We start from the raw sequence: 23,482 nt of genomic DNA, 5'->3' as shown, positions 1-23,482 counted from the left end.
GAGCGAGTAAGCGTCTAGGACGTTTTTACGAGGCGGTTCATATAGTCCTTGCCCGGCATGACCAGATTGTCGGCCTCCGCGCGGGTATACCGTTCCAGCAGTTCGGTTTGTGTCATATAACCGGCACCGTCCCTGATATCTGCTTCAATTGCGGCTTTAAGCCCGAACGGGTTGCGGGTTTCAATGGCCTGCATGATTTCCACATGCCTATCGGTCACATAATGTTTTTCAAGGTTCGCGAGTGCAAGGCGGTGCAATGGGCCAAGCTGCAACCAGATACGTTCGATCATCGGCAAGGTCACAGCGTGCGGGTGCGCCAGATAGAGCGCCCGGTGGAAAGCCTGATTGCCGATGATAATGCCCTGCGGGTCTGGGGCTTCAAAGGCCTTGTTCTGTTCATCATTCAGGGCATGAAGTTCGCTTAGCTTTGCGTCCGATATATAAGGCAGCGCCCGTTCAGCCGCGTGGACTTCCAGCATGATGCGAAGTTCCAGAAGTTCCGCAAGGCGGGCAGGGGACAGGTCAGGCACCATAATGCGGCGGTTGGATTTCAGTTCAAGCGCACCTTCGGAGGTCAGGCGCCTGAGCGCTTCCCGTACCGGCATGGCAGATACGTCCAGCATATCGGCAATACCGCGGATGGTTAGCGCCCGGCCGGGTTGGACCTGACCAGACATCACTGCAAAGCGTAGCGCGCGATATACCCATTCCTGAGCGGTTTCACCCGTCTCGTGCGCCAGCTTGTCAAAATTGATGTCGTTTTTGCTCATATCCTCTTTCTACGCAAGGAAGGCGAAGCCAATCAAGGATAATAGCGCCGCGAGGAATGCATAAGGCAACTGTGTCAGTGCATGCTGGATTGAGGTACAGCCGCAGCTCTGCGCCGTCAGCACCGTTGCATCTGCATAGAGACAAGCATGGCTGCCGAAAGTGCTGGCTGACAACGTCGCCCCGATAATGAGCGGGATATTGGCGTCTGTCGCGATGGCAAGCTCCGCAATAATAGGGAGTGCGATCACAAACATGCCCCAGCTTGAACCCGTGGCAAAGGCGATAAGCCCCATCACACCAAACACAATGAACGGCAGCGTTTGTGCGGTCATGAAGGGTTGGGTGAGCTCGAGGATATAGGTGGTGAGCCCCAGCGAGCCGTTTACGTCCTTGAGCATATAGGCCGCGAAGATGATGGCCAGAGGCTCAATCATGGTCTTAAAGCCTTCGATCACTGTGTCGAAAGTGTCATGCAGGTCAAGGATCTTGAGTGCGAGGACAGCGATAGCAGTCAGGCCCAGCGTCGCGATGGTGGCTCTCAGGAATTCAAGGTCAAAGTAGAGCGTGAGACCAACGAGGGTGAGGAGCGGGATTACAAAGAGCGAAATCCTGCGGTCTACCCCTTTGCGCTCCTGGATCGCGAGGTGCGCCTTGTGGATATGTTCAGCCCCCGGCGGAATCGACTGACCGCCAGCCGCACGTAACTCTGCCGCTTTCATTGGGCCGAAAAGCGGCAGCTTGCCCGATGCCACCAGTGGCACCATCAGCACCGCGATCCAGGGATAGAGCATATAGGGAATGCCGCTGATGTAAGCCATGATGCCGTGGCCTTCCTCTGCCATGCCGACATCAACAAGGATGGTGCCAAAAAACACAGCCCAAGTGGAGATAGGGATAATCACGCTCACAGGCGCTGCGGTGCTATCGATCACATAGGCCAGCATCTCGCGGGAGATTTTGAACTTGTCCGTGATTTTGCGCATGGCGGCCCCCACGGTGATGGAGTTCAGATAGTCATCTACAAACAGTGCTATCCCCATCAGCCATGTCGCCATCAGGGCACCGAAACGCGTGGTCACACCTTTCGTGACCTTTTCCATGAAAGCATGCAGGCTGCCGGTGCGGATAAAGATGCCAATGAGGCTGCCCATGCCGCCACAGACCAGAATAATCCAGGCGAGATCATCATCTTGCAGCGTACGCACGGCCATATCAGCAAAAGCGCCAACGGATTCTGTGCCATTCAGCATGATCACACCCATGATGGCACCTGCGAGCAGGGCCTCAATTGGCCGTTTGATCCATACCGCGATCACCAAAACCAGAAGTGTCGGGATCAGTGACAAGGCCCCCATATGGCTCGCGGATTGAAGCGCGTCTGCCGTTTCCATGATGTTTTTCTCCCCAGAACCCCATCGATCAGGTTTTTGCCTGATTGTTACGTCATCAAAAAAGGCGCGGGCCTAATGCCGCGCCTCTAATTTGCTATAGCTGAACCCACGTGGTTTTCAAGTTTGTATATTTGTCAAACGCGTGGAGCGATTTATCCCGGCCGAAGCCGCTTTGTTTGTAGCCCCCGAACGGTATGGATAGATCACCGGTTGGGTCCCAGCAGTTCACCCAGACGGTACCTGCCTGTAGTGCCCGCGCCATCCGGTGTGCGCGGCTGATATCCCTGCTCCAGACCGCTGCGGCGAGGCCGTAGATGGTGTTGTTGGCAATCTCGATCGCTTCCTCTTCACCATCAAATTCAATCACCGCCAGTACAGGGCCGAAGATCTCTTCACGCGCGATCGTCATCTCAGGCGTTACACCGTCAAATACTGTTGGTTCGATGAAATAACCGCCTGATTCTGCGCGGGCGACACTGCCGCCAACCTCAAGCTTGCCGCCCTCAGACTTGGCTTTCTCAACGAAGCTCATGATGCGGGCGTGCTGTTCCTTGTCGACGATGGCGCCAAGGTTGGTTTTTGGGTCGAGCGGATCGCCCGGTATCCAGCCCTTTGCGGCTTCCAGCACTTTCGCGAGGAACTTGTCTTTGATTTTCTTGTCCACCAACAGGCGGGAACCTGCAGTGCAAACCTCGCCTTGGTTGAAGAAAATAGCGCCAGCCGCAGCGTTCGCCGCTGCGTCAAGGTCAGGGCAGTCATCCATGATGATGTGTGGGCTTTTGCCGCCGCACTCAAGCGCGATCCGCTTCAGGTTCGACTGGCCGGAGTATTCCATGAAATATTTGCCAACCTGTGTGGAGCCAGTGAAAGCCAGGCCGTCCACGTCCATATGAAGGCCCAGCGCCTTGCCGGCGGTGTGGCCAAGCCCGGGCACTACGTTGAAGACACCTTTCGGGATGCCAGCCTCATACGCGAGCTCAGCGAGGCGAAGGGCTGTGAGCGGTGACTGTTCGGCGGGTTTGAGGATTACCGAGTTACCTGAGGCAAGAGCGGGCCCCAGCTTCCATGCGGCCATGAGGGCAGGGAAGTTCCACGGTACCACGGCAGCAACCACACCGATAGGCTCGCGCGTAACCATGGCGAGTGAGCCTGCATCCGTGGGTGCGATCTCGTCCAGCACCTTATCCGCCGCTTCGCCGTACCAGCGCAGGCAGTTCACAACGGCCGGGATATCGATAGATGTGGCGTCCGAGATCGGCTTGCCCATATCCATCACTTCAAGAACAGCAAGTTCATCCGCGTTTTCAGCCACAAGGCGGCTGAAATTGACCATGATCTGCCCACGCTTGGTGGGGTGCAGGTCTGACCAGCCTGTGCCATTAAATGCACGGCGTGCAGCCGTGACCGCTTTGTCCACGTCTGCCTTGTCGCAGCTCGCGATGCGGGCAATCACCTCGCCCGTGGCAGGATTGATGGTCTCGAATGTTTCACCAGAGGCGGCATCTACCCACTCACCATCAATGAAGGCTTTGGTCCGGATTTTGGCGTCTTTAGCTTTAGCTTGCCAGTAGCCACGTGTTTTTTCGCTCATGGTACACTCCTTACATGCGGCCAATTTGCTTTGCGGTGAGGTCAAGCGCGTTCCGTGCTTTTGCAACCAGCTCGTCAATCTCCGCGTTGGTGATAACAAGCGGTGGGCAAAGGATCATGGCGTCACCCACAGCCCGCATGATCAGGCCTGTGTTGAAGCAATGCTCACGGCACTTGAAACCAACGTCCAGAGCTTCATCAAACGGTTCGCGGGTTTCCTTGTCCGCCACCAGTTCAAGCCCACCAAGAAGACCGACCGAACGCACCTGGCCCACAAGCGGGTGGTCCGCCAATGTTGCCAGTTGTTCCTGGAAATAGGCGATACGCGGTTTGGCGGCGTCGCCCACAAGGCCGTCTCGCTCAAGAATCTCAATGTTCTTGAGGGCTACTGCACAGGCAACCGGATGGCCGGAGTAGGTGAAACCATGCACCATTTCGCTGTCACCCTTGGCGATTTCGTCAGCAATATCATGCCCGAGAGCCACGGCAGAGAGCGGCTGATAGCCGGATGTCATGCCTTTGGCCATGGTCATCACATCCGGCGTGATGCCGAAGTATTGACTACCAAACCATTCCCCCGTGCGGCCCCAGCCAGTGATGACCTCATCGGCCCACAAAAGCACACCATATTTGCGGCATACTGCCTCAATGCGAGGCCAATAGCCTGCGGGTGGGGGCATCATGCCGCCAGCACCCATAACGGGCTCACCCACAAAAGCAGCAACATTCTTTGGTCCAAGCTCAAGGATCTTGTCCTCAAGGGCCTGCACGCACTTGTCGGTGAATTCTTCCTCCGTGAGCCCTTGCCCGAACTTATAGTGATGTGGCGTTGGCCCGATATGGTGGATGCCCTCAATGGGGAGGTCAAACTGCGGGTGCATGCCGGTTAGTCCGGAAAGTGACGCTGCGACGGTGGTGGAGCCGTGATAAGCCCGCTCGCGCGCGATAAATTGTTTGCGCTGGGGCTGCCCCTTGAGGTTCCAGTAGTATTTGATGAGCTTATAGGCACTATCAACCGCTTCGGAACCTGAGCAGGCGAACAGTACCTGCGAAATGCCTTCAGGTGTCTTTTCAGCGACCTTTGCCGCGAGCTCAGTGGCATAGGGGTTCGATGTCATGAAAAAGAGGTTGTAGTAGGAAAGCTCACGCATTGCTTTGGTGGCAGCCTCCACAATCTCTTCGTTCCCATACCCCACCTGTGTGCACCAGAGGCCAGCCATGCCGTCGAGGATTTTGTGTTCCTCTGAATCGGTCAGATAGATACCCTTGGCCCCCGTGATCATGCGGACACCCCGCTCGCGAAGCTGCGGGTGGGTGGTGAAAGGATGCAAATGGTGGTCCGCATCCTGGCTCTGCCAGAATTTGGTCTGGTTTGAGAATTGGTTCATTAGTCTTACACCGTGAGTAGGAGGTATTTCGTTTCCCATGGGCTCAGGACGGAGGAATAACTGTCGTATTCCATAGCCTTGGCGTCGAGGTATGTTTCAACAAAGCCTTCGCCGAGAATTTCTTTGAGAGCGCTGCTTTCCCGCATGTTCTTGAGCCCTTCAAGGAAGTGGCTGGGCAAGGACCTGCCGCGTGCCTCATACGCAGAGCCGCGAAACTCTGGCGCTGGTTTAAGCTTGTTTTTCATGCCCAGATAACCGCATGCAAGGGACGCAGCGATCGCGAAATATGGGTTTACGTCAGAACCCGATACGCGGTTCTCGATACGGCGGCTTTCCTTGGCGCCGCCGGGTACGCGCAAGCCCACAGAGCGGTTTTCGCGGCTCCAGTGGGTGTTCGTGGGCGCGGACCACGCAAGCGAGAAGCGGCGATAGCTGTTCACAAAGGGGGCGATCAGCGGCATGGCTTCATGCATATAGTTTTGCAGCCCCGCAATGTGAGACAAGAACAGGTCCGAATGGCTGCCGTCCTCATTGGCGAAGATGTTTTTGCCGGTCTTCAAGTCAACCACCGACTGGTGAATGTGCATTGCACTGCCGTATGTATCCGGGTAAGGGCTCGCCATAAAGGTGGCGAACATATTATGCCGGATAGCGATCTGACGGAGGATGCGTTTGAAGAGGAACGATTGGTCTGCCACATTAAGTGCCGGGCCGTGCACTACGTTAAACTCAAATTGAGCCGGGCCAGCTTCATGAATAAGCTCATCTACATTGATGCGCTGCGCCTCACAGGCGTCGTACACATCATCAAAATAGGGTGCGAATTCATCAAGGCTGTCGATAGAATACGGCGCCGAGCCACTATCCCTGCGACCTGACATTCCAACCGGAGAAATCGGTGAGGATTCAACATCTTCTTGGCGATCTATAAGGTAAAACTCGAATTCAGGAGCAACGATTGGTTGCCAGCCTTCATCTTCATAAAGTTTCAGCACACGCTTCAAAACCTGGCGCGGTGAAAACTCCACCGGTGCGCCGTTGTCGAGTTCTGCATCACAGATCACCGCAGCCGTTGGTTCGGGCTGCCAAGGGGTCATGCAGAGGGTGTCGAGATCAGGGAGAAGCACAACATCCCGCTCGGTCTCCGACAGGTAATCGTTGAGGGCATAATCCCCGGTGATGGTCATGCCAAACACCGTTTCCGGCAGCCTGAGGCCGCGTGTCTTCAAGCCGTCAATGAATTTGGTGCGGGGCATGGACTTGCCGCGGGCAATGCCTGCGTTGTCTGCCACCATGCACTCGATGTCATCGATATTTTCGGCTTTCAGCCATTTATCCAGTTCCTCGATGCGCTTTGCATCATACATGGATCACCAATGCAGGTCCCATTGCTGGGCTCTGTCCTTCTCTAAAGGTTTGGGCTTAAGCCCTTTGTGTTGCACGCACGGCGTTGCCGAACGCTTCAAAAATCTTCGTCGATTGTGGGTTTTCCCACGCCTTCCATTCCGGGTGCCATTGCACCGCGAGGGCAAAATTGGTCGCGTCGTCTACGGATACGGCTTCAATCGTGCTGTCCGGCGCCAATGCTTCAACTGTTAGGCCGGGTGCGAGATCGCGAATGGCTTGGCCGTGCACTGTGTTGACCATAAATTCCTGTTCACCCGTGATCTTGTGAAGTGCGCCACCAGCTTTCACCGTTACGCTGTGAGCCGGGCCGTATTGAACCTCAACCGGGTCGTTTTTGTTTTCCCTGTGGTCCATACGGCCATCAATCTCATGCACGCGCGGGTAAAGCGTGCCGCCGAGCGACACGTTCAACTCCTGCAGGCCGCGACATATACCAAGCATGGGAAGGCCAGCCTCAAGCACTGCGCGCACAAGGGGGAGGGTGTTTTTATCCCGTGCGGGGTCTTCATGTTCCCCTTCAGGGGCGGGAATGTCACCATAGTGGTGACGCTGAATGTTGCTGTAACCACCTGTAAACAGCACGCCATCTGCTATATCGAGAATTGCGGCCGCAGCAATGGGCTCTTCGAGGGCAGGGATAAGCACTGGTGTCACATCTGAGCAGCGAATGAGCGCCTGAATATATTTATCGCCCACCTGATGATAGCGGTGAGGGCCCTGTTGGGTCGTGTCACAAACGATGGCTACAATAGGTTTTTTCATCTTCTTACTTCTTAAGCTTCTTGTGTTTCTTCTTCGTCCGCGTCAGCAGGGGCAGCCTCATGCCACTTGAAGAGGTTCATTTCGATAAAGAAGAAGGCCACGATCCACAGGAAAGCATCCCAGAAGCCCATAAAATCACCCAGCCACGCCCAATAGCTGCAGCAGGCGATAAGGGTTGCATAGAGCACGGCTTTCAGTACGCCGTTCCATTTATAGAGCTTTTCGGTCAGTTCCCGGCGGAGCTGCAGGAAAATATCGATCCAGAGCACGATCACGATCAGGACCCAGGTCGCGGCGTTGATTACATCCGTTAGAGCGAGATTTTCAAGATAGGGCAGCAGTTGAGCCGTGGTAAACGCGTTCAGATGTTCATTAAAGAAGGTGGCCCCTGGCACAAGCATGTTGCAGTTTTCTGTAGTCAAGTCGGGGAACTCATAGAGGTCAACGGCGATGCTGGAAACAGTGCCTACAGCCTCACATCCTGTACCCGTTAAATGAGGTATGAAGCCAAACATCACTTCCATATGATTGATGTAGCCCATGAGCGCTTGCAGGATCAGCACGTAGCAGATGCCTGCGAGTAGGTTCAGGCCCCACTTTAAGGCACCCTTTAGGTTTTCATCTGAAATAACATAGGTTTGCAGCTCAAAGATAAGAAGTAACACGAGCCAGGCGAATGAGTCAGTTGACTGGGAAAACGCGTCAAAAGCGTGGCTTATGCCAATGCCTTCCGGGAAGCGGATAGCAAGCGCGACATATTCCTCATGAAGGAAATAAATCAGGTTGATGAAAATCAGCGTATAGATTGTGTACTTGAACACTTGGAAAAGTGTTTCAGGTTTAAACCCTAGAATACGTCGCTCTGCGGTCACTCTTGTTCCCCCAGCGTCTCGTTGCCGTGCGGGCTTCTAGACGCCTAATTTATCTCGCATGGAATACCACCAGCATCCGATGGTGCTGAGCGGAACACTCAATAGTTGGCCGCCTGGGAAGCTGCGTGCCGGCATCCCGGCAAACACGTCAAACAGGCTGGCGTCGCCATGCACAGCTGCACCAACAAGCCGTCCCATCATGTGAGAGCTTGTCACACCATGGCCGCTATAACCATGGGCGAAATATGTCGCTTTGCCAAGACGTCCGACGTGCGGTAGCCGCGACCAGGTGAGGGCAATGTTGCCCTGCCAGCCAAATTCCACTTTCACGCCTTTGGTTGCGGGGAAAAGCCGCTCCATATTCGGGCGCAGGGCTTTCTCTACGTCGTCCACGTCTTCGCCGCCATAGACTGTACCGCCACCGAACAGCAGGCGCTTGTCGGCGGTCAGGCGGAAATAGTCGAGCACATAGTTGGCATCTTCCACGCACATGTCCGTTGGCAGAATGTCTTTTGCCATGGAATCGGAGAGCGGCTCGGTCACAATGATCTGTGTACTGGCTGGCAAGATTTTGGGGTAGAGCTCCTTCACGGTTTTCCCGAGATAAGCGTTACCAGCGAGCACAACATACCGGGCAGTGACCGAGCCGCTCTCCGTGTGCACAACGGGGGTATCCAGGTGATGATTAACACGGGTTACCCGTGTTTGCTCATATATAGTGGCGCCAGCCGCCTCAGCCGCTGCCGCCTCACCAAGAACGAGGTTGAGGGGGTGAATATGGCCGCCATTATGGTCGAGCCAGCCGCCTATGTATTCGTCCGTGCCAACATGTTTGCGTACATCAGCTTTGCTGAGCAGGTCGATACCGTCGCGCCCGAGCGGCTTCCATAACTCAATCGTCTCGGCAATGTCTTTCATCTGCCGCTCTGTGTAGGCGGTTAGCACTGAGCCATGCTTGAGGTCACATTCGATATCGTATTTTTTCGCATTCTCGCGGATGACGTTGCCACCTTCAAGCGCAAGGGAGGCGAGGGCAAGCGCACCTTCGCGGCCAACGGTTTTCTCAATATAATCAATCTCACGGCTAAAGCCGTTGATAATCTGTCCACCATTGCGGCCAGATGCGCCCCAGCCAACCTTGGCGCTCTCGAGAATCACAACCTTATAGCCAAGTTCAGCCAGCGTCAGGCCCGTGACAATGCCGGTGAAACCGGCACCAACGATACAGACATCGGTTTCAATATCGCCGGTGAGCTTTGGGCGCGCGGGTGCCGAGTTGGCCGTCGCTGCATAATATGAGCCGGTATGTTCAATCTGTTGCATCAAAATTACACCTTGCAAACAAATCGGTCGCTGTGAAGTCAGTGGCCGCTATTGATGAATAAAGTGATCACATTTTTCAGGCCCGGTCAAGCGGTAAAGCTAACGCGGGTAAGAAGGGGTATTGCTCTATTTATATGGCAAATCTTGCAATTTCGCCATAAACTTCTTTTTCTGCGCACAAAAAATCATGCCTCTATGTTGACAGTGTGAAATTATTGTGATCACATTAATTCACTTCGCGGGGGCTACCTCCCTTGGCGGGAGCGCGTATTGTCTTAAGTCTAGTGTCGTTTATTGGAGGTAGCGCCGCTTGCTTGTGCAGGCCCGCGCGGATGTAGGGGATTATCATGAAGTTAAGTGATCAGGCGCTTTTGAAAGCGCATGGCTATATTGGTGGCGCCTGGGTTGATGCAGCCTCAGGTGAAACTTTTGATGTGCGCAACCCAGCCACGGGTGATGTGTTGGCAACACTTCCTGATATGGGGGCGGTTGAGGCGCGATCTGCCATTGATGCAAGCGAAGAAGCATTTCGGTCCTGGCGCACGGCGACAGCTAAGGAACGGTCAGCCGTGTTGCAGCGTTGGTATCGCCTTATTATGGAAGCGCAGGAAGATCTTGCGCAAATTTTGACGGCCGAGATGGGTAAACCGCTTGCAGAGGCGCGCGGTGAAATTGCCTATGGTGCAAGTTTCATCGAGTGGTTCGCGGAAGAAGGCAAGCGTGTTTACGGTGATGTAATTCCGGCACCACAGGGTGACCGCAGGATTATGGTGATCAAACAGCCAATAGGGGTTGTGGGGGCAATCACACCGTGGAACTTTCCGAACGCCATGATTACTCGGAAAGTGGCGCCTGCGCTCGCTGTGGGCTGTGCAGTTGTTGTGAAACCTGCGGCAGAGACGCCTCTGTCGGCCCTTGCGCTCGCGGAGCTCGCGGAGCGCGCAGGTGTACCAAAAGGTGTGCTGAATATTGTTGTGGGCACCAAATCTCGCGATATCGGGGGTGAGCTGTGTGCGAACCAGACGGTGCGTAAACTAACCTTCACTGGCTCAACCGAGGTTGGGCGCATCCTGATGCGGCAATGCTCAGACGACATCAAGAAGGTTTCCCTTGAGCTCGGCGGTAACGCGCCATTCATCGTGTTCGATGACGCGGATATTGATGCAGCCGTTGATGGGGCCATGGCTTCCAAATACCGCAACTCGGGCCAAACTTGCGTGTGTGCCAACCGCCTCTATGTGCAAAGCGGTGTTTATGACGCTTTTGTTGAAAAGTTGGCTGCCAAGGTTCTTGAGATGAAGGTGGGTAATGGCGCGGATGACGGCGTGGTGCAAGGCCCACTGATCAACGATGAAGCGATTGAGAAGGTCGAGGAACATATTGCAGACGCGCTTTCCAAGGGTGGGGAGCTCGTGACCGGCGGTAAGCGGCACAGCCTTGGCGGTAGTTTCTTTGAACCCACACTGATCAGGAATGTAACGAAAGACATGAAAGTGGCCAGGGAGGAAACCTTCGGGCCGGTGGCGCCTGTTTTCCGTTTTGAAACCGAAGCGGACGTAATTGCGCAGGCCAACGATACGGAGTTTGGACTGGCGTCATACTTTTACGCGCGCGATCTCGCGCGGGTCTGGCGTGTTGCGGAAGCACTTGAATACGGCATGGTGGGGATCAACACCGGTATCCTCTCAACCGAGGTTGCGCCGTTTGGCGGTGTTAAACAATCAGGCTTGGGCCGCGAGGGCTCCAAGTATGGAATAGAGGACTATGTGGAGATGAAATACCTCTGCATGGCCGGTTTATAGTAAGGAGCGCGTGGCGCCTATGTCGGTTGATGAAGAGATTTCAAGTTTTCTGGAACAGCACCCTGACTTGGAGATTGTTGAGGTATTGATCGCCGACATGAACGGTATCTTCCGTGGCAAGCAGATGCCAGCCAGTGGCTTGAAGAAGTTGGCTAAAAATGGTGTGCCATTCCCGATTACTGTGCCGTTTCTCACCACCAATGGTGCCAGCGCCGATAGCATTCTTGAAGAATATGGCAGCGATCCGGACCGCATCTGCATGCCAGTTGCCGGCTCTCTGAAGCTTGTTCCGTGGACAGAGCGCAAAACAGCGCAGGTTCTGGTCACCATGCAGGATAGCGACGGCACGCCGTTTTTTATGGACCCCCGCGCGGTTCTCGGCCGGGTGCTGGAGAAGTTCACCAAAGACGGGCTTCGCCCGGTTGTGGCGCTTGAGTACGAATTTTTCCTGTTTGAGGCTGGCTCAATCCCGCCGGTGCCTGTATCGCCGCCTAACGGCATGGCCGCGGCGAGCGGCGCCAATTGCTACAACATGGATGTCTTCTCCGATTTTGAGACATTGATGCGGGAAATTGAGGATGCCTGCACCGCCCAGGGCCTCGATGTCATAGGCCTAGTGTGTGAGTACGGTAACGGCCAGTTTGAAGTTAACCTTCAGCATACTGATGACGTTGAACGCGCCTGCGACGATGCATTGGCGCTCAAGCGCGTCGTGAAGTCAGTTGCCCTCAAGCACGGTTTGCTTGCGAGCTTCATGGCCAAGCCGGTCTATGACGAGGTAGGTAATGGTTTGCATGCTCATGTCAGTATCCTTGATGAAGACGGGCTCAATATCTTCGGCAAGGAGGATAGCGGTGAGACAACGCTGCAGAACGCCATCGGTGGTTTGATCAAAACGATGCCCGGGGCGACAGCCTTCTTTGCCCCCAATGCAAACAGTTTCAGGCGGTTTGACCCTGAATGGTTCGCGCCGGTGGTGCCGAACTGGGGTGAAAATAACCGGCGGCTGTCTGTGCGGTTGCCGCTTTCCAATGCCAAAAACAGGCGTTTTGAACATAGGGTTTGCGGGGCAGACGTATGCCCTCATTTGGTGGTTGCTGCCATTTTGGCAGGCGCGCATTATGGGCTTACCCATGAAAGCGACCCTGGGCCGGAACTCGGTGAGTTTGATGCTGTAGAATTTGATAATGTTTTGCCGCCTCGGTGGCGTATTGCGCTTGACCGTCTTGATGTTAGCAAGGTAATGCGCAGCTATCTGGGCGATGATTTTGTGGACCTCTATCTGCAGGTTCGCCGTGCAGAAGAAGAAGAATGCCACAGGCAGATCAGCCAGTGGGACTATGAACAATACCTACGAGTGATATAGGAGCGCTAAAGCCTTATGCGGGTTCGGGATTCCATACATGACGATCGGTTGCCAAATTCCTATTATACGGCGACATGTAACGACTTGTCTGGCTTCAAACGGCTCGAAGGCAATATCAAGGTTGACGTCTGTATTGTTGGCGGCGGCTTCACTGGGGTGGCAACTGCCCTGCACCTGGCGGAAAAGGGATATGAGGTCGCCCTTGTTGAGCAGAACCGTATTGGATGGGGTGCTTCTGGCCGCAACGGCGGGCAGGTGATTGGTGGCTATGGCCAAGCGCTCTCCGATTTCTCCAAAATTGAGAGTTCATTCGGGGCAGGGAACGCGGCCGCCGTATGGAACATGGGCGTCGAGTGTGTCGACATCATTTCTGACTGGGTCAAAAAATATGGTATCGATTGTGACCTTAGGTGGGGGTACGTTGATCTCGCAATGAAAGAGAGCGAGATCGATGATCTCAAGAAATCAATGGATGCCCTGCAGGCCCGTGGGTACCCCCACGAGCAGAAATTGCTGAATGCGGATGAAGTTAAAGCTTATGTAGGCTCGGACCGCTATATCGGTGGTGTTACCAACATGGGCTGGGGTCACTGCCATGTCCTGAACCTCGTTATCGGTGAGGCGCGCGCGGCGGAGCGTCTGGGCGCCCGCATTTTTGAAGATGCGCGGGTCAGTAAACTTGATGTCCGGGACGACCGCGTTGTGGTGGATATGGACCATTGCCGTGTGACCGCAAACAAGGTGGTGCTGGCTGGTGGCGCCTATCTTGGCAAGCTGGTGCCCAAACTGGCGTCACGTGTGTTGCCGGCTGGCAGCTATATCGTGGCGACGGAGCCGCTTGATGAAGCGCTGGCAAATAAAATCATGCCGCAAGGTTTTGCTGCTTGCGACCAGCGCTGGGCGCTTGATTATTTCAGGCTAACCCCTGACAGACGCATGCTTTTTGGCGGGCTTGCGACATATTCTGGCCGCCACCCACGTGATATCGTCGCTGCCGTTCAGCCAAATATGGTGAAGGTATTTCCTGAACTTGAAGGCGTGCGCATTGACTATGCATGGGGCGGTTATATGGGCATCGGTCTCAACCGTATCCCACAGGTTGGTCGTCTTGAAGATCACATATATTACGCACAGGCCTATTCAGGCCACGGTGTGGCACCAACCCATATGTCGGCTAGGCTGATCGCGGAAGCGATTGATGGTGACACGAGCCGCTTCGAGATCATGGCAAACGTGAAACACCCACCATTTCCGGGGGGGCAGTTGTTCCGGCAGCCGATGTTGGCTGTTGGCATGGCTTACTATAGAATGAAGGATGCAATGGGGCGCTGAGATGGCACTGACCGGCAACATTTCTGGCAGTAACATGGAGCCACCATCTGGTGGTGCGCCGAAGATGACACCTGCGCAAGCATCAGGCTTTCTCGCGCGCGGCTATAAAGCGATGCAGCGCGGTGACTTCAAGGAAGCGGGTGGTTGTTGCAGCCTTGTGCTCAAGTATTTCCCCGATGCTAAAGAGGCCCATTTCCTTGTTGGGTTGATCGGAATTGAAAGCGGTGATTGGGCAACGGCAAAACGCGCGTTCCGCAATGTTGTCAGCCTGGATGAAAGCCATGCGGCAGGTTGGGCGCAACTTGCCCGCTGCTGTGTTACGATGGGGCAGTATAACCTCGCGGAAAAGGCGCTCCAGAACGCCATGGCTAACAAGCCAGAGGACCCGTTGGTATTGGATGTCATTGGTAACGTTCATAGCCTTCTTGGCGATCAGGTTGAAGCCCTGTGCTGGTTTGACCGGGCAAAAGCAAAAGCCAAATCATCCTTCTTTGACCTTAGCCGGGCCAAAGCCTTAACATTCTTGGGGCGCCTTGATGAGGCACGCGAGGCGCTTGAGGCTGTTCTGCGCGAGAAGCCAGATGCCGCGATTGCCCACTGGATGATTTCCCGCCTTGAGACTGTGACTGACCACACGCATCTTAATGTGATGCAGGAGATTGCCGCTCGCATCCCTTCAGGTCATCCGGACGCTTCATTTCTTCACTATGCGATAGGCAAGGAGTTTGAGGACCTGAGTGAATGGGATGAGGCTTTCTCAGCTTATGAAGCGGGAGCCAAGGCTCGCCGCGCGCACGTGACCTTTGATGAAGCAGAGGAAACCCGACTGTTCGAGACGCTTGAAGCCACCTTGACGCCGGAGTGGTTCGAACGGCAGGCAACTGCTGGGTTTGACGATGCTTTCCCTATTTTTGTGGTTGGGCAGCCGCGTACCGGTACCACGCTTATTGAACGCATTATCACCGCGCATTCTGACGTGGAATCGGCGGGTGAACTGCAGCAGTTTGCCATGGCGATGAAACGGGTTAGCGAAACCAGTTCTCCACGCCCGATGACGCCGGAAATTGTCGAGAAAATTGCCAAAGGGGATATGAAGGCCCTAGGTCAATTGTATCTGGAAACAACGAAGACGGTGCGCGGGTCAAGCGCACATTTCGTCGATAAATTACCGGTCAACTACCTTTATGTGCCGCTCATCGTGGCCGCGTTGCCGAATGCCAAGATTATTCACATTGTTCGAGACCCTATGGATAGTTGTTTCGCGAGCTATAAGCAGTTGTTCGCGGACGCCTACTACCATTCCTATGATCAGGAAGAGATGGCGCGCCATCACGTGCGCTACCGCAACCTAATGGCCCAGTGGCGTGAGGTGGTTGGCCCGCGCATGCTGGATGTGGTGTATGAGGACACGGTAGCTGACCTTGAGCCTAACGCGCGGAAGATTATCGATTTCCTTGGGCTTGAGTGGCAGGATGCTTGCCTGAGCTTCCATGAGCAGAAATCAGCGGTAACCACAGCGAGTGCCGCACAGGTGCGCGAGCGCGCACACACACGCTCAGTTGGGCGTTGGAAAAACTTTGAGCAGCATTTAGGGCCGATGCAATCGGTCTTGATAAACGCGGACCTCACAGAGAGGTCCGCATAAACCGGCTAAATCCCGGGGGGGATCGGCCATGTTTTAACATGAGAGCAGCAAACCGGAGATCTCTGTAAGCTGCTTTAAATAGGCCTGATGGCAGATCAGGTATAATCACCCTTAAGGGGAGGAGCAGAAAATGACATCTGTCTATCGTACCCGCAGTTTCAGGGCCAAAGCAGGGGCATCGCTGACGGCGATCCTTCTCTCTGGCGGCGCTGCGATCGCTCAAGACGCTGACTCTAGTGGGTTGGCGATCGAAGAAGTAGTGGTTACCGCTCAGAAACGGGTGCAGTCCACACAGGATGTTCCGGTTTCAATTACGGCGTTTGACGCCAATTTCACCAAGCGGGTCAATCTTGATGACGTTAAGGATCTGGTGAAATTTGCGCCAGGCTTCTCAGGCGACAGTAAAGATAGCTTCATCGACTATATCAACATCCGCGGTATCTCCACGAACGACTTTGGTGTGGGTGGTGATCCGTCGGTAGGTTTCTTCAAAAACGGCCTTTATCAGGGGCGCAACGGTGTTGTTGTGACCTCCATGTTTGATATGGAGCGTGCCGAAGTTCTCCGTGGTCCGCAGGGGTTCCTGTTTGGGCGTAACGCGATCAGCGGTGCTGTAAGCCTTTATACCGCCAAGCCGAATTTTGACGCGGCGTCGGGTTATATCGAGGCAGGTGTTGGTGAGCGCGGTATCTTCGAAGCGGAGGCTTGGGCTAACATTCCGATGAGCGATAATTTTGCGCTCCGTCTCGCGGCTTACCATAGCGAAGAAGATGGCTACGTCGACAACGCCGCAGAAATTGGTGATGACAACCTGGTCGCGCACGACAAGTCGGCCTTCCGGGCGACCGGTAGCCTGCGTGGTGACAATTGGGACGCAACCCTGATGCTCGAGTATGAAGACCGTGAGCAGAGTGGGTCGATCTACCGTCTCATTGAAGATGATGAAGTTGTGCCGCATCTTGAAGATGTTCTCGGGCGCGATATCAGTGTCCGTGGCGGAGTTCGCAGCGTTGATAACGATGCAAAACTTGGCAACTACGATATTGGCGAAATCCTTGCGGTCAGCGCCGAGATCAATGTTGACCTTGGTTTTGCGACGCTCACTTCAGTCACGGGCTATAAAGACCACGACTACAGCTACGCGGAAGACTTTGATGGCATGAACATTGGTTTCAATGATTATGCTCAGGATCAAAGCGGCGACTATTTTGAGCAGGAACTGCGGCTGGTTAGCCAAAGTGATGGCCCGCTTAGCTGGTATGCCGGTGTTTCCTACTATAAGGAAGAGATCAACGCTTTCTTCCGCCAGCGCGGTGATGAAGAGGTTATGTGCGCCGCTTACTATTATTACTCCTGCTCTGAAGTTTTTGCGTACTACGGCTGGGGTGAATTCGTACCAAGCGCTGATGGCCTTCTCGAACAAAACCGGGTTATGGGCGAATTTAGTGGTTGGGGCGCGTATGTAGACCTCACCTATGCTGTGAGCGACAAGTTCGAGCTTGGCATGGGCCTGCGTTACAACAAAGATAAGAAGAAGTTTGCGAACTCTATCTTGCCTGTGGACAGCTATCTCGGGCCGTTTTGGGCGTTTGGTGTGTACACCGATGGCTTCATTGAAGGTGAGCAAACGTGGGATGACTTCACACCACGCTTTGTCGCACGGTACCGCCCGAACGATGACTGGATGGTTTATGCCAGTGTGACCAAGGGCTATAAGGCTGGCGGGTTTGGTAGCTTTGCGATTGAGGCCGACGATGATGACGTCGCAGACGATGGTCTCGTGAGCAATGCAACCCTTAACCAGTTCGACCCTGAGACCGTATGGTCATACGAGCTTGGCACCAAGGGTGACCTGTTTGACCGGCGCATTCGTCTTGATATCAGTAGCTACTACTATCAGTACAAAGACCTGCAACTGAACTACTTCGACAAGGGCACGCGCGTGACCAACGTCGGTAAGGTGAAATCCTGGGGTCTGGAAGGTACCGTTCAGGCGATCGTGAACAAGAATGTTGATGTCTTCTTCGCTACATCGTTCAACGAGAATGAGATCTCTGGTGCGGAAGAAGTGGAAGAAGGCAGCACAGGCAATCGTTTGCCAGGTTCGCCCAAGTTCACTTTTGCAGGTCTCGTGAGCTATCATACTGAAGTTGGCGAAGGCGAACTCAACATGTCCGCTGACTTCCGTACCCAGACCAAAACATATGGTGGTCTGGGCAATCTTGCAGCCTTCCAAAACGATGGTTGGGCAGATTTCTCAGCGCGTGTTGGCTACGAAAGCCATAACCGCTGGGCCGTTACCGCTTATGTGGAGAATATCTTCAATAAAGCTTACTTCGACGGCACATCCGAGGCGGGTGGCTTCTTCCCGGGCCATGGTTTCGGCATTAGCCGCCCGCGCACATTTGGTGTGAAATTCTCATACCGTTTTGGCGAGTAAGCCTTTGGTGTCAAAGAGTTCAGGAAGGCCCGCGGGCCTTCCTTCCTTGTGCAAAATAGGTGTTTCATGGATGGCACAGATAAAAGAATAAACGACGATATGGCAGCCTATTGGATGCCTTTTACTCCCAACAAAGATTTCAAGACCAACCCGCGTATGCTCGAAAGCGCGGATGGTATCTATTATACGACCACAGATGGCCGCCAAGTGATTGATGGCTCCTCCGGCCTTTGGTGTTGTGCGCTTGGTCATAACCACCCGAAGGTTGTTGAGGCGATCCGCAAACAAGCGGGAGAGCTGGACTATGCAACAGCCTTCCAGTTTGGGCATCCAAAGGCGTTTGAGCTTGCCAACATGCTTAAAGACACAATGCCCGGTGATCTCGATCACATCTTTTTCACCAACTCAGGGTCTGAATCAGTTGATACCGCCCTTAAGATCGCGCTCGGCTACCACCGGCTGCGGGGTGAGGGGCAGCGTACTCGCCTAATCGGTCGCCTGCACGGGTATCATGGTGTTGGGTTTGGTGGCATCTCCGTCGGCGGCATGGTGAATAATCGCAAGTTTTTTGGCGCACAGCTCCCAGGCGTGGACCATCTTGCATTTCCATACAGTGCCGATATGAGGTACTCAAAGGGGCAGCCTGAAGACGGTGCGGCTTATGCGGATTCGCTTGAGGAAATTATCTCGCTTCACGACGCCAGCACGATCGCAGCGGTCATTGTTGAACCTGTTGCCGGGTCTGCCGGGGTATTCGTGCCCCCCAAAGGCTACTTGGAGCGTTTGCGCGAAATTACGCAAAAGCACGGTATCTTGCTGATATTTGATGAGGTTATCACCGCGTTTGGGCGCTTGGGTTATGCCACAGCGGCAGAACGGTTTGGTGTTGTGCCCGATTTGATTACAACGGCAAAGGCGCTCAATAACGGTTCCGTACCTATGGGGGCGGTTGCCGTTCGCAAAGGCATTTATGACACCTATATGGACGAAACCAAGGGTGGGATTGAGTTGTTCCATGGGTATACCTATTCCGCTCATCCTCTGGCGGTAGCGGCTGCGATCGCAAGCCAAAAAGCTTACCGGGAAGAGGGTGTCTATGAGCACGTGCGGGCAACCGAAGGCTATTTTGAAGCCATGGTGCACAGCCTGGGTGAAGCTGAAAGTATAACCGATGTGCGAAACCTTGGTTTCATGAGCGCGCTTACTTTTGCTCAGATTGACGGGAAAGTTGCCTCGCGCTCCGGCAAGATATTCCAGCGCGCGTTTGAGAACGGCTTGAAGGTGCGTATGAGTGGTGACCACATCGCGATTGCGCCACCACTGGTGACCAGCAAATCAGATATTGACAACATCGGTGAAATCATGCGGAAAACCATCAGCGAAGTTGGTTAACTGCTGGGCCCGAAACCTGTTCGGACATGTTCCGCATTGGCCGGCGGGAAATGAGAATGGGTTTCGCGTACCATGGTAAGAAAAACCGTAAAAAAAGTAATGCCTGCCAGCCGTCTCGGACGCATCGTGGTGGGCATTATGCTTATTATCGGCGGCATACTTGGCTTTCTGCCGGTGCTGGGGTTCTGGATGGTGCCGCTTGGCCTGTTAGTCCTATCGGTAGATTTTCCTGCTGTGCGGCGGTTCCGTCGTAATCAGGAGGTGCGTCTCGGCAGATGGTGGCAGCGGCGCAAGGCTAGAAACAATAGCGAGGAGGCAGAACTGTGAGTTTGGCGATCAATATTGAAGATATTCATTCGGCGGCAGAGCAGATAAAAGGTGCTGCGGTTCGTACGCCTCTCATTGAGCATCCTGCGCTAAACGAACTTGTAGGCGGCAGGGTCTTCATAAAGCCCGAAAACCTGCAGGTGATCGGTGCTTTCAAATTTCGCGGTGCTTATAACCGACTGTCCCGGCTGAGCGAAGCTGAGCGAGCAAAAGGTGTTGTGGCATTCTCGAGCGGTAACCATGCTCAAGGTGTGGCCAAGGCGGCCCAGATGCTGGGCGTTAATGCCACCATTGTCATGCCGAACGATGCGCCAAAGCTTAAACTCGCGAACACACGCTCCTATGGTGCGGAAGTGGTGCTTTATGACCGGTATAATGAAGACCGGGAGGAGGTGGCCAAACGGGTCGTAGGCGACAGTGGGGCGACTGTTGTACCGCCTTATAATGATCCGTACATCATGGCAGGACAGGGCACCGTGGGGCTTGAGGTCGCCCAGGATCTTGAGCAGATGGGCCTGAAGCCTGATCAGGCGCTTGTGAACTGTGGCGGCGGTGGTTTGGCTTCTGGCACTTTTGTGGCGCTTAAGCACCATTTCCCTGCGATGGATGGTTATGTGGTGGAACCTCAGGCATTCGACGATGTTTGTCGGTCACTGGATACGGGGTCAATTCAAACCGTGGACTTTGGCGCGCGCTCCGTTTGTGACGCGCTTCTCACCCCCAGCGCGGGCGAGCTGACGTTCCCGATTTTGCAAAGCAACGCCATAAAGGGCCTGACCGTCAGCGATGATGAAGCGTTGGATGCTGTACGTTATGCCGCGATTACCTTGAAAATGGTGGTGGAACCGGGTGGAGCAGCAGCCCTTGCTGCTTTGATGAACGGTCGCGTCGAGGCCAAAGGTCGCACAACGGTGATCGTACTTTCCGGGGGCAATATCGAGCCGGAGATGCTCGCGAAGTGCATGGGCTAAGCAAAATACTTGGCCCGCGCGATATGATGCGCTATAGAGCGGGAAATATTTCTTCAGCGTTGAACGCTAAGCAGTTGGGAGCCATCAGAATGGACATTCAAGAACAAGAGCGCACCTTCGAGGGTTTTATGAAGCACGGTACTCGGGCTACTGTTGCGATCATCGTGGTTATGGTGCTTTTGGCTGCGTTTGTTGCGTAACAGCACACGGTGCCAATAAAAAAGCGGCGTTTTGTGCGCCGCTTTTTTTATGAGCTATTCCAGGCCGAGTGTCTTCTAATGCCTCGGGATCGCCTTGAGTTGATATTGGCCTTTGCTGAGGTCCCCAAAAAGCTCGATCACCTCCGGATGATTCACAGGCTCATCTGAGACATCCGCTTCAAGGTTTTGCTGCGATACGTAAGCTTCATAGCTGGTGTCGTCATTCTCGGCAAACAGATGATAAAACGGCTGCTCTTTTGCCGGGCGGATTTCCGCAGGGATCGATTCCCACCACTCTTCAGAATTTGCAAACTCGGCGTCTACGTCAAAAATCACGCCCCGGAAGGGGAAGTATTTATGACGGACAACCTGACCAATGGTGAACAGCGGCGTTTTTACGATTTTGGGCTCGCGTTGCATTTCGCTTTGGCACTCCTATACAGATGCGTGAGATAGGCATCTTGAGCCTTGATGTCAACAGGACTTGCAATTCATCTCAAAGCAGGGCCACCTTAGCGCAAATTGGTTGGCAAAAGATTACCGAGCCACAAAAGTTTCCGACTTTTGACAGGAACTTGGGTACAGGGAAAAATAAGGGGACCGTTATGATCCGACAAACCGTTTCATCCATTGCACTTTTACTGGCGCTTGCTGCGTGCGAACCCGCACAGAAAAATGAACAAAAGACCTTCGGCCAGGACGCTGAGATCGCGCAGGAGCAGCAGGCGGAGGCGTTGGATAAATTTTTTGCCGACGCGATGGAAGCACGCCTTGCGCTCAACCCATTGCAGGCAGAACGGCTTGGTGACAGAAGCAACAACGACAAGTGGCCTGAAATATCAGATGAGGCCGACGCCAAAGAGCTACAGCTTTACAAAGACCAGCTTGCAGCGCTGAGGGCCTTTGATTTTGATACGCTGAGCGAAGAGGACCAACTGAGCTACCGCATTTTTGAGCTGACAGCAGAGCGATATATCAAGAACAACCGTTGGCGGGACTACGGCTATCCGATCAACCAGATGTTTGGCTGGCACACAGGCGTGGCCACGCATTTGATGACCGTGCACCGCATCAATGATGTGGCGGACGCAGAGGCTTATATCACAAGGCTCAATGGCTTGGCTGATTTCCTCGCACAGCTTTCCGCTGACCTGCAAGAACGGGCGGATAAAGGCATTCAGGCACCCAAGTTCGTTTATCCTTATGTGATCGAGTCTTCTCGCAACATCATAAGCGGTGCGCCCTTTGATGATAGCGGCGAGGACAATATCCTGCTCGCAGACTTCAAGAAAAAAGTTGGCAATCTTGAAATTGGTGAAGAAGAGCAAACGGCTCTTATCGCTAAAGCGACAGAAGCGCTGACTACCAACACCAAAGCCGGTTTTGAAACCCTGATCACCAAGCTGGAAGATCTGGAGAAAACCGCCACAACGGATGATGGCGCGTGGAAGTTCCCGGACGGGGACGCTTTTTACGCACAAGCGCTAGAGAATAACACCACCACAACCATGACGGCCGATGAAATACACCAGATCGGTCTGGACAATGTGGCGCGCATCCATGAAGCGATGAAAGAAATCATGGCTCAGGTGGGCTTTGAGGGCAGCCTGCAGGACTTTTTCGAGTTTACCCGGACGGACGACCAGTTCTTCTATCCGAATACGGAAGAGGGTAAGGCTGCGTATCTTCAGCAGGCCAATGACATCATTGATGCCATGCGTGAGCGGGTGCCGGACTTTTTTGACCTGACACCAAAAGCACCAATGGAAGTGCGCGCGGTTGAAAAGTTCCGCGAGGAATCTGCTGGTAAAGCTTTCTACCAGCGTTCGGCGCCAGATGGCTCGCGCCCGGGCATCTTCTATGCGAACCTGCGAAACACCAAATATATGCCAATCTACCAACTGGAAGCCTTGGCCTATCACGAGGGCATCCCAGGTCACCACTTCCAGATTGCGCTGACGCAGGAGCTTGACGGTGTGCCGCTGTTCCAGCGTACGGCACGCTTTACGGCCTTCACTGAAGGCTGGGGCCTCTATACGGAAGAACTGGGTAAGGATATGGGTTTCTACCAAGACCCATATTCAGATTTTGGTCGTCTTGCTATGGAACTCTGGCGCGCATGCCGCCTTGTAGTGGACACTGGTCTGCATTCTAAAAAATGGACGCGCGAGCAGGCGATTGACTATCTGTCTGAAAACACACCGAACCCACACGGTGACGTAGTGGCTGCAATCGAGCGCTACATCGTGATGCCGGGCCAGGCAACAGCTTATATGGTCGGCAAGCTCAAGATCATGGAACTGAGGCAGATGGCGATGGATGAGCTTGGTGACAAGTTTGACTGGAAAGGGTTCCACCGGGTTGTGCTCAAAAATGGCGCTGTGCCGCTTTCCATACTGGAGACCAATGTGAAAGCTTGGGTAGCGGACTTGAAAAAAGCCAGCTAAACTACCATATAGCGAACAAGAGCAGGCAGTGGTTGGGGTGACCTTAGCCGCTGCCT

19 protein-coding genes are annotated in these 23,482 nt (G+C 54.2%); 10 read left to right on the top strand and 9 right to left on the bottom strand.

Annotation, left to right across the window (positions count from 1 at the left end; genetic code table 11):
- Positions 1-14: 14 nt before the first annotated feature.
- From ACN0XZ_RS08730 to ACN0XZ_RS08695, 8 genes are all read right to left on the bottom strand, one after another.
- Complete coding sequence (locus tag ACN0XZ_RS08730; RefSeq protein ID WP_417457353.1) at positions 15-770, bottom strand: GntR family transcriptional regulator; 756 nt, start codon at positions 768-770, stop codon at positions 15-17.
- 9 nt (positions 771-779) lie between these two features.
- Positions 780-2,162: a Na+/H+ antiporter NhaC family protein gene (locus ACN0XZ_RS08725; RefSeq protein ID WP_417457352.1), complete on the bottom strand. Its 1,383-nt coding sequence runs from the start codon at positions 2,160-2,162 to the stop codon at positions 780-782.
- A 94-nt stretch (positions 2,163-2,256) separates the two neighbouring features.
- The gene (locus tag ACN0XZ_RS08720) at positions 2,257-3,753 is read right to left on the bottom strand and encodes an aldehyde dehydrogenase (protein WP_417457351.1); all 1,497 of its coding nucleotides are present in this window, start codon (positions 3,751-3,753) and stop codon (positions 2,257-2,259) included.
- A gap of 10 nt (positions 3,754-3,763) precedes the next feature.
- The gene (locus ACN0XZ_RS08715) at positions 3,764-5,140 is read right to left on the bottom strand and encodes an aminotransferase (RefSeq protein WP_417457350.1); all 1,377 of its coding nucleotides are present in this window, start codon (positions 5,138-5,140) and stop codon (positions 3,764-3,766) included.
- Positions 5,141-5,145: 5 nt separating this feature from the next.
- Complete coding sequence (locus ACN0XZ_RS08710; protein WP_417457348.1) at positions 5,146-6,507, bottom strand: glutamine synthetase family protein; 1,362 nt, start codon at positions 6,505-6,507, stop codon at positions 5,146-5,148.
- 55 nt (positions 6,508-6,562) lie between these two features.
- A complete protein-coding gene (locus ACN0XZ_RS08705) occupies positions 6,563-7,309 on the bottom strand; it encodes a gamma-glutamyl-gamma-aminobutyrate hydrolase family protein (protein WP_417457347.1) in 747 nt (248 codons plus the stop codon).
- 11 nt (positions 7,310-7,320) lie between these two features.
- Positions 7,321-8,181, bottom strand: a complete 861-nt coding sequence (locus tag ACN0XZ_RS08700; protein WP_417457346.1) for a hypothetical protein — start codon at positions 8,179-8,181, stop codon at positions 7,321-7,323.
- Between the two features lie 36 nt (positions 8,182-8,217).
- On the bottom strand, positions 8,218-9,504 hold the full coding sequence (locus ACN0XZ_RS08695; RefSeq protein ID WP_417457345.1) for an NAD(P)/FAD-dependent oxidoreductase: 1,287 nt from the start codon (positions 9,502-9,504) through the stop codon (positions 8,218-8,220).
- Positions 9,505-9,851: 347 nt separating this feature from the next.
- Here ACN0XZ_RS08695 and ACN0XZ_RS08690 point away from each other — a divergent pair, with 347 nt between their 5' ends.
- From ACN0XZ_RS08690 to ACN0XZ_RS08650, 9 genes are all read left to right on the top strand, one after another.
- Positions 9,852-11,306 carry an NAD-dependent succinate-semialdehyde dehydrogenase gene (locus ACN0XZ_RS08690; RefSeq protein WP_417457344.1) on the top strand — a complete coding sequence of 485 codons (1,455 nt, stop codon included), beginning with the start codon at positions 9,852-9,854 and terminating at the stop codon, positions 11,304-11,306.
- Positions 11,307-11,325: 19 nt separating this feature from the next.
- Positions 11,326-12,672 carry a glutamine synthetase family protein gene (locus ACN0XZ_RS08685; protein WP_417457343.1) on the top strand — a complete coding sequence of 449 codons (1,347 nt, stop codon included), beginning with the start codon at positions 11,326-11,328 and terminating at the stop codon, positions 12,670-12,672.
- A 15-nt stretch (positions 12,673-12,687) separates the two neighbouring features.
- Positions 12,688-14,004 carry an NAD(P)/FAD-dependent oxidoreductase gene (locus tag ACN0XZ_RS08680; protein WP_417457342.1) on the top strand — a complete coding sequence of 439 codons (1,317 nt, stop codon included), beginning with the start codon at positions 12,688-12,690 and terminating at the stop codon, positions 14,002-14,004.
- 1 nt (position 14,005) lies between these two features.
- Complete coding sequence (locus tag ACN0XZ_RS08675; RefSeq protein WP_417457341.1) at positions 14,006-15,649, top strand: tetratricopeptide repeat-containing sulfotransferase family protein; 1,644 nt, start codon at positions 14,006-14,008, stop codon at positions 15,647-15,649.
- Positions 15,650-15,779: 130 nt separating this feature from the next.
- A complete protein-coding gene (locus tag ACN0XZ_RS08670) occupies positions 15,780-18,089 on the top strand; it encodes a TonB-dependent receptor (RefSeq protein WP_417457340.1) in 2,310 nt (769 codons plus the stop codon).
- A gap of 66 nt (positions 18,090-18,155) precedes the next feature.
- Positions 18,156-19,481, top strand: a complete 1,326-nt coding sequence (locus ACN0XZ_RS08665) for an aspartate aminotransferase family protein (protein WP_417457339.1) — start codon at positions 18,156-18,158, stop codon at positions 19,479-19,481.
- A gap of 72 nt (positions 19,482-19,553) precedes the next feature.
- Positions 19,554-19,808 carry a PGPGW domain-containing protein gene (locus ACN0XZ_RS08660; protein WP_417457338.1) on the top strand — a complete coding sequence of 85 codons (255 nt, stop codon included), beginning with the start codon at positions 19,554-19,556 and terminating at the stop codon, positions 19,806-19,808.
- A complete protein-coding gene (locus ACN0XZ_RS08655; protein ID WP_417457337.1) occupies positions 19,805-20,779 on the top strand; it encodes a threonine ammonia-lyase in 975 nt (324 codons plus the stop codon). Before ACN0XZ_RS08660 ends, ACN0XZ_RS08655 begins: the two co-directional genes overlap by 4 nt.
- Positions 20,780-20,868: 89 nt before the next feature.
- Positions 20,869-20,979 carry an aa3-type cytochrome c oxidase subunit IV gene (locus ACN0XZ_RS08650; protein ID WP_417457336.1) on the top strand — a complete coding sequence of 37 codons (111 nt, stop codon included), beginning with the start codon at positions 20,869-20,871 and terminating at the stop codon, positions 20,977-20,979.
- Between the two features lie 75 nt (positions 20,980-21,054).
- Here the strand turns inward: ACN0XZ_RS08650 and hspQ are convergent, their stop codons facing one another.
- Entirely contained in the window at positions 21,055-21,399 is a 345-nt protein-coding gene (gene hspQ, locus ACN0XZ_RS08645; RefSeq protein ID WP_417457335.1) for a heat shock protein HspQ, read from the bottom strand.
- A 185-nt stretch (positions 21,400-21,584) separates the two neighbouring features.
- Between hspQ and ACN0XZ_RS08640 the strand changes: the two genes are divergently transcribed.
- Positions 21,585-23,426, top strand: coding sequence for a DUF885 domain-containing protein (locus ACN0XZ_RS08640; protein ID WP_417457334.1), 1,842 nt, complete (start codon positions 21,585-21,587; stop codon positions 23,424-23,426).
- Positions 23,427-23,482: the final 56 nt, after the last annotated feature.

The sequence above is a fragment of the Kordiimonas sp. genome (assembly GCF_048264555.1).
Classification (GTDB): domain Bacteria; phylum Pseudomonadota; class Alphaproteobacteria; order Sphingomonadales; family Kordiimonadaceae; genus Kordiimonas.
The sequence above is the reverse complement of the archived record's forward strand: the minus strand, read 5'-3'. Positions and strand labels throughout refer to the sequence as shown.

Excerpts from the sequence above, each read along its gene's own strand:
- ACN0XZ_RS08690 (WP_417457344.1), top strand. The coding sequence starts at position 9,852 with ATGAAGTTAAGTGATCAGGCGCTTTTGAAAGCGCATGGCTATATTGGT.
- ACN0XZ_RS08665 (WP_417457339.1), top strand. The coding sequence starts at position 18,156 with ATGGATGGCACAGATAAAAGAATAAACGACGATATGGCAGCCTATTGG.
- ACN0XZ_RS08640 (WP_417457334.1), top strand. The coding sequence starts at position 21,585 with ATGATCCGACAAACCGTTTCATCCATTGCACTTTTACTGGCGCTTGCT.
- ACN0XZ_RS08730 (WP_417457353.1), bottom strand. The coding sequence starts at position 770 with ATGAGCAAAAACGACATCAATTTTGACAAGCTGGCGCACGAGACGGGT.
- ACN0XZ_RS08725 (WP_417457352.1), bottom strand. The coding sequence starts at position 2,162 with ATGGAAACGGCAGACGCGCTTCAATCCGCGAGCCATATGGGGGCCTTG.
- ACN0XZ_RS08675 (WP_417457341.1), top strand. The coding sequence starts at position 14,006 with ATGGCACTGACCGGCAACATTTCTGGCAGTAACATGGAGCCACCATCT.
- ACN0XZ_RS08720 (WP_417457351.1), bottom strand. The coding sequence starts at position 3,753 with ATGAGCGAAAAAACACGTGGCTACTGGCAAGCTAAAGCTAAAGACGCC.
- ACN0XZ_RS08710 (WP_417457348.1), bottom strand. The coding sequence starts at position 6,507 with ATGTATGATGCAAAGCGCATCGAGGAACTGGATAAATGGCTGAAAGCC.
- ACN0XZ_RS08650 (WP_417457336.1), top strand. The coding sequence starts at position 20,869 with ATGGACATTCAAGAACAAGAGCGCACCTTCGAGGGTTTTATGAAGCAC.
- ACN0XZ_RS08660 (WP_417457338.1), top strand. The coding sequence starts at position 19,554 with ATGGTAAGAAAAACCGTAAAAAAAGTAATGCCTGCCAGCCGTCTCGGA.
- ACN0XZ_RS08685 (WP_417457343.1), top strand. The coding sequence starts at position 11,326 with ATGTCGGTTGATGAAGAGATTTCAAGTTTTCTGGAACAGCACCCTGAC.
- ACN0XZ_RS08715 (WP_417457350.1), bottom strand. The coding sequence starts at position 5,140 with ATGAACCAATTCTCAAACCAGACCAAATTCTGGCAGAGCCAGGATGCG.
- ACN0XZ_RS08695 (WP_417457345.1), bottom strand. The coding sequence starts at position 9,504 with ATGCAACAGATTGAACATACCGGCTCATATTATGCAGCGACGGCCAAC.
- hspQ (WP_417457335.1), bottom strand. The coding sequence starts at position 21,399 with ATGCAACGCGAGCCCAAAATCGTAAAAACGCCGCTGTTCACCATTGGT.
- ACN0XZ_RS08680 (WP_417457342.1), top strand. The coding sequence starts at position 12,688 with ATGCGGGTTCGGGATTCCATACATGACGATCGGTTGCCAAATTCCTAT.
- ACN0XZ_RS08705 (WP_417457347.1), bottom strand. The coding sequence starts at position 7,309 with ATGAAAAAACCTATTGTAGCCATCGTTTGTGACACGACCCAACAGGGC.
- ACN0XZ_RS08670 (WP_417457340.1), top strand. The coding sequence starts at position 15,780 with ATGACATCTGTCTATCGTACCCGCAGTTTCAGGGCCAAAGCAGGGGCA.